This window comes from Gloeobacter kilaueensis JS1, assembly GCF_000484535.1.
In the GTDB taxonomy this organism is placed as follows: domain Bacteria; phylum Cyanobacteriota; class Cyanobacteriia; order Gloeobacterales; family Gloeobacteraceae; genus Gloeobacter; species Gloeobacter kilaueensis.
Genome location: NC_022600.1, coordinates 1,698,617 through 1,710,950, shown reverse-complemented (window position 1 = coordinate 1,710,950; position 12,334 = coordinate 1,698,617). Strand labels below are relative to the sequence as shown.

11 protein-coding genes and 1 pseudogene are annotated in these 12,334 nt (G+C 60.6%); 2 read left to right on the top strand and 10 right to left on the bottom strand.

Annotated features, from left to right (window positions below; genetic code table 11):
- Positions 1–11: 11 nt before the first annotated feature.
- Together GKIL_RS08120 and GKIL_RS08115 are read right to left on the bottom strand one after the other, a co-directional pair.
- Complete coding sequence (locus GKIL_RS08120) at positions 12–1,334, bottom strand: putative sensor domain DACNV-containing protein (RefSeq protein ID WP_023173034.1); 1,323 nt, start codon at positions 1,332–1,334, stop codon at positions 12–14.
- A gap of 65 nt (positions 1,335–1,399) precedes the next feature.
- On the bottom strand, positions 1,400–2,554 hold the full coding sequence (locus tag GKIL_RS08115) for a tetratricopeptide repeat protein (RefSeq protein WP_041243812.1): 1,155 nt from the start codon (positions 2,552–2,554) through the stop codon (positions 1,400–1,402).
- Between the two features lie 71 nt (positions 2,555–2,625).
- Between GKIL_RS08115 and GKIL_RS08110 the strand changes: the two genes are divergently transcribed.
- On the top strand, positions 2,626–5,313 hold the full coding sequence (locus tag GKIL_RS08110; protein ID WP_023173032.1) for a M16 family metallopeptidase: 2,688 nt from the start codon (positions 2,626–2,628) through the stop codon (positions 5,311–5,313).
- A gap of 14 nt (positions 5,314–5,327) precedes the next feature.
- On the opposite strand, the gene GKIL_RS22505 is transcribed toward GKIL_RS08110, so the two are convergent.
- From GKIL_RS22505 to GKIL_RS08090, 5 genes and pseudogenes are all read right to left on the bottom strand, one after another.
- On the bottom strand, positions 5,328–6,104 hold the full coding sequence (locus tag GKIL_RS22505) for an FG-GAP-like repeat-containing protein (RefSeq protein WP_023173031.1): 777 nt from the start codon (positions 6,102–6,104) through the stop codon (positions 5,328–5,330).
- Positions 6,105–6,209: 105 nt separating this feature from the next.
- Positions 6,210–6,299: pseudogene (locus GKIL_RS25885) on the bottom strand (hypothetical protein); the annotation flags it as partial.
- A gap of 87 nt (positions 6,300–6,386) precedes the next feature.
- On the bottom strand, positions 6,387–7,070 hold the full coding sequence (locus tag GKIL_RS08100) for a transposase (protein ID WP_223173775.1): 684 nt from the start codon (positions 7,068–7,070) through the stop codon (positions 6,387–6,389).
- A gap of 23 nt (positions 7,071–7,093) precedes the next feature.
- The gene (locus tag GKIL_RS08095) at positions 7,094–7,597 is read right to left on the bottom strand and encodes a helix-turn-helix domain-containing protein (RefSeq protein WP_023173029.1); all 504 of its coding nucleotides are present in this window, start codon (positions 7,595–7,597) and stop codon (positions 7,094–7,096) included.
- Between the two features lie 21 nt (positions 7,598–7,618).
- Positions 7,619–9,034, bottom strand: a complete 1,416-nt coding sequence (locus GKIL_RS08090) for an FG-GAP repeat domain-containing protein (protein WP_071824799.1) — start codon at positions 9,032–9,034, stop codon at positions 7,619–7,621.
- Positions 9,035–9,305: 271 nt separating this feature from the next.
- Between GKIL_RS08090 and GKIL_RS08085 the strand changes: the two genes are divergently transcribed.
- Entirely contained in the window at positions 9,306–10,262 is a 957-nt protein-coding gene (locus GKIL_RS08085) for a putative 2-dehydropantoate 2-reductase (RefSeq protein WP_081705199.1), read from the top strand.
- A gap of 291 nt (positions 10,263–10,553) precedes the next feature.
- On the opposite strand, the gene GKIL_RS08080 is transcribed toward GKIL_RS08085, so the two are convergent.
- From GKIL_RS08080 to GKIL_RS08070, 3 genes are all read right to left on the bottom strand, one after another.
- Entirely contained in the window at positions 10,554–11,300 is a 747-nt protein-coding gene (locus GKIL_RS08080) for a molybdopterin-dependent oxidoreductase (RefSeq protein ID WP_023173026.1), read from the bottom strand.
- A gap of 10 nt (positions 11,301–11,310) precedes the next feature.
- A complete protein-coding gene (locus tag GKIL_RS08075; RefSeq protein WP_023173025.1) occupies positions 11,311–11,910 on the bottom strand; it encodes a cytochrome b/b6 domain-containing protein in 600 nt (199 codons plus the stop codon).
- 76 nt (positions 11,911–11,986) lie between these two features.
- Entirely contained in the window at positions 11,987–12,292 is a 306-nt protein-coding gene (locus GKIL_RS08070; protein ID WP_023173024.1) for a pentapeptide MXKDX repeat protein, read from the bottom strand.
- Positions 12,293–12,334: the final 42 nt, after the last annotated feature.

Genomic DNA, 12,334 nt, shown 5'->3' with positions numbered 1-12,334 from the left:
GCGGGATGCGACTAAAAATCCATCGCGTTGAGCAGCGTCTGCTGATTCCAGCTGGTGACAAAACCGTCCTTCCAGTGCAAAAAGCGCACCCCATCGTCTTGAGAGACAACCACCGCGACGGCATCGTGCCACTGCTGGCACAGACGATAGGCGGAGCGGTGGCGGGTGCCGACACTGGCGGTCGATTCAAAGCACACCTGTTCGCCTTCAAGATCGAGGGCGCGGGCGACCACCGGCACCTCGGCATTCTCGCAGCCGATAAAACCGCCAAAACCAAGAATCTCGAAGCGCTTGGTCATCACCACCGCCCCATCGACGGAGGCGAGGGTCGCGACAAGATGGGCCAGCTCGAAGATCGCCTCGTCGAGCGTGAGAAGCATCTCGTCGTTGCTGCACTCGTAATCTTTCCAGCCCACCGGCCTCTGGCTGCCGCTCTCGATCGCCGCCAGCGTGTTCATGCTTTTGACCAGCAACGTCCGGAAGCGCGCCCTCGCCTCCTCCGCCCTGAAGCGGTACTTGAAGGTGATATACGGATTTTTTTCTGTGAGTAGCTCCGTGCGCTGCGGATCGACGAAGACGACGGTGCCGCCGTGGTGGGCACCCCGGATCGTCGCGATCACCCGCTTGACGATGTTCTGGGCCAGACGCTTGACAAAATACGGATCGAGGGCCGCCCAATCGGTACCCTCCTGCCGCCGGGACTGGGCGTGCAACTCCGCCAGTTCGGCGCGCACGGTGGCAAAACTGGCCGGTAGCCAGTGGGATTCAAAGACGTTGAGCGACTGAGAATACAGCTGTCCCTCGCTCAATTGGGCAAGGGCCGTGGTGCCCTTGCAGACCTCGAGGCGGCCCCGGCCACTGGCACAGATAACCAGAAACGGCGGCAAGGGGGGGCTGGTGCCCCGGCCACCGCGCAACAGCCTTAGCCAGCGCGGCCCGGAGTGGATGATCCCCCAGATCTCCAGCTCTCCTTCGTCGTTGAGGCGCACCCCGATGAGCGAGCGCTCGAAGCGGACGGCGGGGGAGAGGCGGCGCAGATCGTGGGCGCTAAATGGTTGCGGTACATCGAAGAGCAGGCGCAACAGACCCATAGGCGGTCCCGCCTGCGGCTCGAACACTTCCGGTTCGCCAAACAGTAGCCGGAAGGTGACCGGGCGCTGCTCCTCGACCAGCAGACTTGCCTGAAAGCAGGTGGACAGCAACTCTTCGAGCGTCGCCAGAGAGGGTAACTGGTAAGCGGGCTGGTTTAACCAGTGGCCCTCGATCTCGCCGGGCGTGCGCTGCCAAATTTCAAAGACAAAGGCGGCGAGATCGCTGGGATAGATGTAACCCATGAACGACGCTTCCGTGCGCGCTATCTAAGCCAGTATGCCCCCGAATCGCAGAAGCTGGAGCCTCCTTAAGTCTGGAGTTTGGCTACCAGCGCCTGGGCGCGGTCGGCGTTGAACTTGTCGCCCCGCCCGGCAAAGAGCTGTTGGGCTTTTTGCAAGTCCGCCAGCGCTCCGGTCCGGTCCGCCAGTTCCAGCTTCAGACTGCCCCGTTTGAAGTACGCCTCGGCGTAGTTCGGATTGAAGCGCAGCGCCTGATCGTAGTCGGCGAGAGACTCTGGCAGTTGTTTCTGGTTGAAGCGGGCATCGGCGCGGGCCTTGTAGTCAAGATCTTCTGCCGGGATCGCATCGCTGCCGAAGGGCAGAGCGACGGCCTGTTCGTAGGCGGCGGTGGCCAGAGCCTTCTGGCCCAGATTGAAGCGGGCGTTGCCCTGGATGTAGTAGATGAGCGCCGTAGCGGCATTCGCCTTGATCGCTGCGTCGCAGTCGTCGAGGGTCGAAAGATTGGATCCTTGCACCGAGCGCAGGCTGGCCCGCCAGCCGTAGGCGTAGCTCAACTTCGGATCGAGCCGGAGGGCGGCGTTGTAGTCGGCGAGCGCTTCGGTGTATCTGCCCAGCCGCTGATAGAGTAATGCCCGCCGGGCAAGCACCGGTGCGTCGTCGGGGCTGAAGGTGGACACCTCGGGATTGTCGGGATTGACTACATCCGGTGCCCGCACCCCCAAAATCGCGTCGAAGTCTTCGAGGGCGCGGCCAAAGTCGCCCTGGCGGATGAGCGCATTTGCCCGCAGTTGGTGAACGTCTTTAAGGTCACCGTTGCGGTTGAGCGCCTCGGTCGTATAGACGACCACCTGGGGATAGTCCTGCAACTGAAAGTAGAGCTTGCCCAGGTTGTGGTAGACCCCGACATCGTTCGGAAAGATGCGGACCATCTGCTGGTAGTCGGCGATCGCCCCCTGCAGGTCGCCGGATTTGCGCCTCGCCTCTGCCCGACCGCCAAAAGCCTGGTAATAGCCGGGATAAAGGCGAATCGCCCGGTTGTAATCGTTGATCGCCCCGGCAAAATCGCCTGCGCTGCTCTTGTCGTTGGCCCGATTAAAAAGCTGCTGGGCCTCAAAGCGCTTTTGATCGTCCTGGGCGATCAGAAGGGGCCGCTCGGGGAACTGGGCCAGGACAGCCGCCGGAGTGAGTAAGAAGAAAAGCGCAAGCCAGGAAATAGAACGCATATTCATTGCAGGCAGGGAACTTCACCACCGTTTGGGTCATCCTAGTGTAGGGTTTAGCGGCATACTGTGACATGCAAAGAACAAACTGGCTGTGGGCGGCTCCGGTGCTACTGCTCTGGCTTGCCACGCCCCTGCTGGCAGCCGAGGTGCGCGAGACGCTCCTGCCCAACGGCCTGCGGATACTCAGCAAAGAAATTCACACCAGCCCGGCGGTGACGGTCCAGGTCTGGTACGGCGTCGGCTCGCGGGAGGAGACCTCCGGCAAAACCGGAATCGCCCACCAGCTCGAACACCTGATGTTCAAGGGCACCCGCGCCCGGCCCGTACAGTTCGGCCAGCTCTACAACGCTCTGGGAGCTGACGCCAATGCCTTTACCAGCTTTGATCAGACCGCCTACTACGCGACTGCAGGTTCGGACAAGCTCGACGCCCTGCTGCAGTTAGAAGCTGACCGGATGACCGGGGCAGTGATCGATGGGGCCTCCCTCAAAAGCGAAAAAACCGTCGTCCTCTCGGAGCTGGACGGCAAGCGCAACAATCCCCGCTCGGTGCTGAACGAGAGGGTTCTAGCCAGAGCCTTCAGCCGCCACCCTTACCACTACACGCCGATTGGCGAGCGCAAGGATGTCGAAGCGTTGGGCGTGGCCGAGGTGCGCGATTTTTACCGCGCCCACTACGGTCCCAACAACGCCACGCTCATCGTCGTGGGCGACTTCGACACCGACAAGTTGCTCAGCAAAGTCCGCCGCTACTTTGGAACCCTCAAACCGATCGCCAACCTCAAAGCCGACCGTCCGCCGATCGAGCCCACCCAGACGGGCGAGCAACGAGTCGAGCTGCGTCAGCCCGGAAGGGTGCCCGCCCTGCAGGTGCTCTATCACACCCCCGCCGCCAACAGCCCCGATGTCGCCGCCATCGATGTGCTCGATACGATCCTCACCAGCGGTCGCAGCAGCCGCCTCTTCAAAAGCCTGATCGAGACCGGCCTCGCCGCCGCTGCCGGCGGTAGCCAGTCCACCCAGATCGATCCGGGCTGGTACAGCTTCAGCATTACCCCGCGCAAGGATCCCGACACCGTACTGGCGGCCCTCGACGCGGAGCTGGCCCGCGTGCGCACCGAAGGCGTCACCGCCGAGGAGCTGGCCCGTGCCCGCGAACAGGTGCGCGTCAGCCTGCTTTTGGGCAAAGACTCGATCGAGGCCCAGGCCAACCTGCTCGGTTCCTTCCAGACCACCTACGGCGATTACCGCAAGCTCGATACCTACCTGGCCCAACTGCAGCGGGTCGATTCAAAGGATATTCAGCGGGTGCTCGAAACGTACTTCCGGCCCACCAACCGCACCGTGGGCGTCTTCATTCCGAGCGAAGCGACCGCCGCCGCCCCGAGCGCTCCGGAGAAGGCCGAATCCTTCGCGAGTGGTCAGCCGGTGAACTACGACACGCTGAGCCGGTATCTGCCCACCCTCGGCAAATCCAGCCGGATCCGCGAGCCCAGACCGGTCGAAGCGACCCTGCCCAACGGCATTCGCCTCCAGGTGCTCACCAACCGCAGCGCCCCGACCGTGACGGTGCTCGGTCGCTTTCTGGCAGGTTCCGCCTTTGACCCGCCGGGCCGCACAGGCACCGCCAGCTTCGTCGCCGCGCTCCTCGACGAGGGCACCCGCACCCGCACCGGCGAGGAACTGGCCCGGTTGATCGAGGACCAGGGCATCCAGTTGGGCTTTCAGGCCCGACGCGAAAACGCCGTCTTCGAGGGAGCGGCCCTCAGCGAAGACCTCGATCTGCTGCTGACGCTGAGCGCCGATATGCTGCGCAACCCGAGCTTTCCTGACAAAGAACTCGAACGGGTGCGCGGCCAGTTTCTTACCGGCCTTGCCAGCGCCCTCGACAATCCTGCCACCGTCGCCCAGCGGACGTTCTACAGCACCCTCTATCCGGCGGGCCACCCCTTTCACGAACTGGTGAGCGAGGAGTCGTTAAAAGCGATCACCCGCGCCGAGTTGATCGCCTTTCAGCAGCGCTACTACCGGCCCCAGGACTTGATCCTCACCGTCGTGGGCGACGTCGATCCGGAGCAGGTGATAGCGCGGATAAAAGCGCTCTTTGGCGACTGGCGCTCCGACACTCCACCGGGTACCCTCGAAGCGGCGGCGGTCCCTCCCGTCGCCCGGCGCGAGGCAGTCGTCATGCCCGGCAAAAGTGAGGCCCAGGTGATCGTCGGTGGCATCGGCCTCACCCGCACCGACCCGGACTACTACACGGCCCTCGTGATGAACGACATCCTGGGCGGCAACACCCTATCAAGCCGCCTGGGGGTGCGCGTGCGCGATCAACTGGGCCTCACCTACGGCATCTACTCGCGCTACTCGCCCGGTTTTCTGGCTGGTCCCTTCACGATCAGCCTCCAGACAAGCCCCACCGGCGTCGAACCGGCCCTTGCCGCCGTGGGTGCGGAGCTGGAGCGCTTTCGCACCACCGGACCCACCCAGGCGGAGCTGGATCGTTCGCGCCGCTCGCTCATCGACCGCTTTCCCCTCACCCTCACCGACAACGCCGGGGTGGCCAACCTGCTATTAGAAGAATCCCTCTACAACCTGGGCCGGGACTACCCGAGCACCTACGTGCGCACCCTCGAAAATATCCGGCCCGCCGACGTGCGCCGAGTCGCCGAGCGATTGCTGCCCATCAAACAGTTCACCACCGTCGTCGTCAGCCCCAACGCCGCTGCCGTGGCAAAACCAGCGGCTGCCGCTCCCTGACTGGAAGCCAGGATTCAGCGGGCTTGCGGAACGAGGGGCGCACCGGCTTGCTGCTGCGCCGTCACGAAGAAGACTACGGGGCTAACGGCTTCGCCTGCCGGTGTCTCTACTGCGATGCGGCCCAGCTTTTTCGCACCCTGCGGCACCACCGCCCGAATCTCGGTGTCCGAGATCACGGTGAACTGGGCTGCTACCCGCTTTTTAGGAAAGCCGAGGCGGAAGGTGACAGCAGTAGTACTGCTGAAGCCAGTACCGGTGATTGTCACCTCGCTGCCCACCGCGCCGAAGCGGGGAGTAAGGGCAGTGATGGTAGGAGGAGCTGGAGCCTGGGTAATGTTGCGCAGCACCGTCACGCTATTGGAGAATCTGTCGGTGCTGGCAAGGTCGAGGTCGCCGTCGCCGTCGAGATCCCCCAGGGCGACTGCAGTGACAAAATCCCCTGCTGGGAAGCTCTGGGCAGGGCTAATAAAGCTGCCGCTACCAGTGTTCGACAACACCGATACTGTGCAAGTAAAACCGTTAGCGGTGGCAATATCAAGGTCGCCATCACCGTCTAGATCTCCTAGACGCAGCGCAAGAGGAGAGGCGTTGGCAGTAGTGGCCTGGGCGGGAGCAAAGCTGCCGCTACCGGTGTTGAAAAGCACAGACACATCAGCGGAAGAATAGTTAGCTGTAACGATGTCGAGATCACCGTCCCGATCGAGATCTCCCAGGGCTACTCCTACCGGGAGCTTGCCAACCGCCAGGAACTGGGCAGGAGCAAAATTGCCGCCACCAGCGTTGCGCAGCACAGCTACTGTGCCAGCATAGCTAGGATAGAGGCCACCATTGTTACCGACGATATCTAGATCACCGTCACCATCGATGTCACCGAGGGCAAGGGTACCAACCGGCAGTCCAGTCGAGAGCGCTGGAGCCGAGAGGAAGTTGCCATTACCAGCGTTGAGCAGTACCGATAGATTGGCATTGGGGTCTGAGCTTTCGATGCTGGTGACGATGTCGAGATCGCCGTCGCCGTCGATGTCTCCCAGGGCGGTCGCACTAGTGCAGATGGGCTGAAAAGAGCTGGTAGTTCATACCTGCAAAGGCTTGCCCTGGTAGGTCCACTTGAACGGCTTCGCCCATTCCAGGTTGTAATACTCAATAAAGGCCCACACCCGCTCGCGCAACTCCTCAACTGAGCGGAACGAGCTACGCCTGAGCACTTTGCGTGCCAAGATCGATAGCCACATCTCGACTTGATTGAGCCAGGAGGCATGTTTGGGTGTGTAGTGCAAAACAACTCGGTGCTTCGGATCGCTCAGGTATGCCTGTCGGCTGGCCATCGACTTGAGGATGCCGCTTTTGCCTTTGCGCCCCAACTTCTCAGAGCTACCCTCCACAGCAGCGACTAACCGCACCAGCAACTCAGACTGATGAATGTTGAGATTGTCCACCACAAAGTGCCAGCGCACAGCCTCAGGACGGGTGCCCATCGCCAGCACCAAAGAAAGAGCGAAGTCTTCTTCTGCACGGGTGGGAGCGGCAAACGGCGCGACAAGTTGGCCACTGGCCACCTCCCGATGAATAATCAGAGACAGCGTGCCGTGACGAATGTACTCAAACTCCTGCTTCTCAGGCGCTCCTGGCCGCATTGGCTTGTCTGGATGCAGACGCTCCAGTGCTTGCACTGCGGTCATTTCATCACTGCTGAAAACTACTTCTCCCGCCGCTTGCAGGGCGGGTGCCTGTTGGTAAAGTGCGCAGATGTGCTGCACTTTAGGTTCAAAGTTCTCGTCTTTTAGCGCGGTGAGCCAGCCCCGGACGCGGTGGGGTTGGAGATCCCCTTTTTGAGTAGGCGCAAGGCATGACGCGGCGAAATTGAAGGCAGGATGCCACGGGCCACGATTTCTTTGGCGATTTCGCTGCCAGACCACTGAGTAATCGGGCGGCCTGATTTTTCTGGCGCTTCACACGCTAGAGCGACAATCTGACAAAACTGCTCCGGGCTAATAGCAGACTTCTTGCCTGCTCTGGGGGCATCGGCCAGTCGCTCCTCAATGCTGAGATCTGGCAGTGGGATGGCCGCAACAGCCAGCCAGCGGCTGCGCCAAAAGCGCACGGCATCGGGGTCCGTGTCGTGAGCGTGTGCCACCTGGGAGTTATTGAGGCCGTCGGCGCAACCAAGAATGAGTTTGGCTCTCCAGGCTAGCTGTTGGGGGGTGCTGTGTTTGGTTGAGAATTTCTGCAGAGCTGAGCGGACATCTTCAGCAAGTACCAGAGCGGGTGGTTTGGGTCCAGGCATGAGTGGTTACCGAAATCCTGCCTACAAACTACCAGACTGACTCAGCCCACCTGCACTAGCCGCCTCTGCGACCACAAAGAACTTGGCGGGCGCAAAGCTGCCATCTCCGTTGTTGAGCAGCACCGACACTGTACCCGAATCTGTGGAATTGCTAACAGTAACGATGTCGAGGTCGCTGTCGCCATCTAGATCCCCCAGGACCACTGACCTCGGCTCGTCTCCAGATGGGAAATTTCTTGGAGAAGCAAAACTACCGCTTCCAGTATTCAACAGCACCGAAACGTTGTCTGACAGGACATTGGCCGTGATGATGTCAAGGTCACCATCGCCGTCGATATCTCCGAGTGCTTCCGATCCAGGATAATCCCCTACTAGAAGACTTTGAGGCGCGGCGAAAGCGCCCCCACCGATATTTAGCACTACTGTCACGTTGTCTGCGCTGCTGTTGGCGGTAACGATGTCGAGGTCACCGTCCTTATCTAGATCTCCCAGCAACGCTTGGGTCGAGGTAAACCCCACTAGAAAGTAGTGAGCAGCCGTAAAGGTGGCACCTCCGCTATTGGACAATATCGCCACGATGCCATTACTACCAGCGACAATGTCCAAATCGCCGTCACTGTCAATGTCACCGAGAGCTACCGATTGGAAATATTGTCCAACGAGTTCTGGAGATGCAAAACTACCGTCGCCGGTATTGAGCAGCACTGCTATAGCACCGCCGATAGCGATGTCGAGGTCGCCGTCGCCGTCGAGATCCCCCAGCGCTACAGAGCAGGGGCTATTCCCAGTTGCGAAGGATCGAGCCGGAGCAAAGCTGCCACTGCCAGTATTCAGTAGCACCGACACATCTTTAGAGGTTTCGTTGGCAGTAACGATGTCGAGGTCGCCGTCACCATCTAGATCCCCCAATGCCACCGACACGGCAAACTCCCCGACTGCGAAGGCTTGGGCAGGAGCGAAGTTGCCATCACCAGCGTTGAGCAGTATTGATACGGTACTGAAAAAGTCGGGGGACAGACCTATATCAGCAATGACAATGTCGAGGTCACCGTCACTATCGATATCTCCCAGAGCCACCGCTTTAGAGTAGGGGCTATTCCCAGCTGCGAAGGATCGGTCAGGAGCAAAGCTGCCATTGCCGGTATTCAGTAGCACCGACGCATCTTTAGAGGTTGCGTTGGCAGTAACGATGTCGAGGTCGCCGTCGCCATCTAGATCCCCCAGGGCCACTGACCTCGGCCCGTCTCCAGCTGGGAAATTTCTTGGAGAAGCAAAACTACCGCTTCCAGTATTCAACAGCACCGAAACGTTGTCTGACCCGTAATTAGCGGTGACAGTGTCGAGGTCGCCATCGCCATCTATGTCTCCCACGGCAGCTGTACCGGGACGCTGGCCAGCAGGAAAATTCAGAGGCAACTCAAAGACCACCTGTGCCATCGTCGCTGAAGGCCATACTCCAAGCACAGCCGCTAGCCCCAAACTCCAGCACAGCCGCTGGCACCACCGCCTCTTGTGCGTAACTGCCATGACCACTCCCCAAAAAATCGCCTAAATTGTAGCCAGGACGCTGCAAAATCGCTGTGTTCTAAACGACGCTAAGCTGAGTAGACAGCATCTGTTTACTGCTGCCGTTACTGTTGAGATTGGCTGGCTATTCTGTAGCCCGTGCAACCGTGGTTACGATCAAAGCTGGGCTTAACCAAAAACCATGAACGTGCAATCTTCAATGTCCCGCCGCTACGCAGTGCTCGGAACCGGCGCGGTAGGGGGTTTTTACGGAGCACGGCTGCAGCGGGCCGGGGCAGAGGTGCATTTTCTGGCGCGCAGCGACTACGAGCAGATCGCCCGCGCGGGGCTGCGGGTGCAATCGCCCGAGGGCGACTTTCATCTAAGCGACGTGCGGGTGTACCGGCAGGCGACGGCGATGCCCCCCTGCGACGTGGTGCTCGTCGCCCTCAAGACCACCCAGAACGCTCTGCTAGCCGAACTGTTGCCGCCAGCACTCAAGCCGGGCGGAACAGTGGTGCTATTGCAAAACGGCATGGGCAGCGAGCAACAGGTCGCCGCCATCGTCGATAAGGAGACGCCGATTCTGGGCGGCCTTACTTTTATCTGCGCCAACAAGATTGGCCCCGGCCTGGTGCAGCACATCGATTACGGCATCGTCACCCTCGGTGCCTATGCCCACGACGAGGCAGCCCTGGGGGTGACAGCACCGATGGCAGCGGTGGCGGCGGACCTGCAGACGGCGGGCATTCCCGTCCAACTGGCGGAGGATCTGCAACTGGCGCGCTGGAGCAAACTGATCTGGAACATCCCCTTCAACGGTCTGTCGGTCCTGCTCGAAGCAAAGACCGACGAACTGATGAGCGATCCGGCCACCGCTGAGCTGGCAAAAGAACTGATGGAGGAGGTCGTGGCGGGGGCGCTCGCCTGCGGGCGGCGCATCCCAGAAGACTTCATCGACAAGATGCTCGATCACACGCGCCGGATGCAGCCCTATCGCACGAGCATGAAGCTCGACTACGAGCAGGGGCGAGAACTCGAACTGGAGGCGATCTACGCCACTCCCCTGCGCACCGCCCGCGCCGCCGGTTTCGAGATGGTGCGCGTCGGCGTACTCTACCGGCAACTGCAGTTTCTGGACGGACGGCAACGGGCTTGAGCCTCTGGCCCCTCACTCCCCAGCCCCTCTCCCACAAGGGGAGAAGGGAGTAAGACAACTCTGAAACCGACTTCACCCATCCCGCCTGCAGCCCAGTTACAGTGAACCCCCCCTCTTCTTCCCTGCCCGGCGGGGCAGCCCCCCATTCGGGGGGCAGGAGGAGGAGAGGGGGGGCAGGGGGGGTGTGGAGGGGTGGGGACGGCTTTAGCAATACCCACAAAATCCGCTTCAACACTCCAGCCCAAAGCCTTACAGTTTCGCTCACTGAGAAACCGGACAGCTTGCCCAAGATCACAGGCCGCCGTACCACTCGTAACCAAAATCGACCCAGTAGCCTATCTGCTCGGGCAAAGCCGCCAGCAGCATGATGTCGGTGACCCACTTGATCTGCTTGTAACCGAGCTTGACGGGCGAGGCGAGGCGGATGGGTGCGCCGTTGTCGGCGGGCAGGGGCTTGAAGTTCTTTTCGTAGGCCAGGAGCGTCTGCGGATGAACGCAGGAGGGCATATCCCAGGTCTCATAAAAGCCGTAGAGCTGGCCGGAGTCGCTGCGCAGACCCTCCGCCGAGCGCAAAAAGACGTAGCGGGCCTCGGGTTTGGGCTCGACGCCCTTGAGGAGTTCGACCAGGGGCAGCCCGCCCCACTGCACGATCGCCGCCCAGCCCTCGACGCAGACGTGGCGGACGATCTCGGAGCGGTAGGGCATTTTTTTGAGTTCTGCCAGGGTGAAGCTGGCCGGGCGGTTGACCAGACCGCCCACCTTCAACCGGTAGCGCTCCGGGTCGATGCTTGGCGTAATATCTTCGGCTGTATTGATAAGCAGCGCCTCCTGCTCGATCTGATCGCGCCGGAACTCTGGGGCGAGGCGCTGGGGGCTGAAAAGTAACTGCTCGAAGCTGCGGTTGAGGGGGTCCGACAGTTCGTAGAGCTTTTGCTCAGCCAGACTCTGGATTGGACCGCGCCCGCAGGCAGAAAGCAGGAGGCTCATGCCTCCGGCGGTGATGAGCTGGCGGCGGCCAAGGCGAATAAAATCACTCATCGCGAATCTCTCAGGCGAATATCGAACGCACCAGCTTCCACTGCCCGACCTGCAGAGCCAGAAGGGAGTGGACTGCCATCAGCCCGAGCGCCAGCGGTACGGTCAGAAAATGCACCGTGCGCAACGCCTGCCAGCTACCGAATAGCTCGACGATCCAGCCAAACTGGACGGGCTTGTACATCCCGAGCCCCGTGAACAGGGCCATCAGCAAAATCGGAAACATGCTGGTGTAGACCAGCCGGTGCAGGGCGTAGTTGCGCCGCTTCGGGTTTTTGCCCTTCTGCAGGGCTTCGAGGTCGTTCTTGCCGACGTAACGGTTCTGCCAGCGCCGAGTCACGAGTATATAGATCCCGTACCAGAGCAGGTTCAGCCCGAATAGCCACATAAAGAAAAAGTGCCAGTGCCTGCCCCCGGCAAGCCAGCCGCCGACGATCAAAAAGTCCGGAAAGTGAAAACCTTCTCGGCCCCCGAAGACCGGGTTGGCGTTGTAGATCTGCAGGCCACTGCCCATCATCGCAAGCAGGCTGCCGAGGTTGATCCAGTGGAAAATCTTGGCGGCGAGCGCCTGTTTCGGGACGGCTGGTTTGCGGGACGGGGCTTTTGTCGTCATCTCGACCTCTAAGGCAAAAGTCCAAAAAGTGCCCTCCGCAGGATAACCGAAGGGCACACGGGGAGTTCCCGCAGGATTATTTGGGCTTGTCCTTCATCGCATCTTCTTTTTTCATGGCATCGCCCTTCATCGCGTCACCCTTCATCGCGTCGCCTTTTTTCATCGATTCTCCCTTCATCGCGTCGCTCTTTTTCATGGACTCGCCCTTCATAGACTCGCCTTTCATGGCGTCGCCTTTCTTCATCGCATCTTCTTTTTTCATGGTGTCGCCTTTCATGGCGTCACCTGTCTGGGCGACGAGCGTCACCTGGGCAGCAAAAGCGGCCTGGACCGGCAGAATCAAGGTAGCAACTACCAGCAGGTTCGTACACAACTTACGCATAAAGACTCCTTCAGCTTCAGTAGTGAATGTGAGGCCATCGAA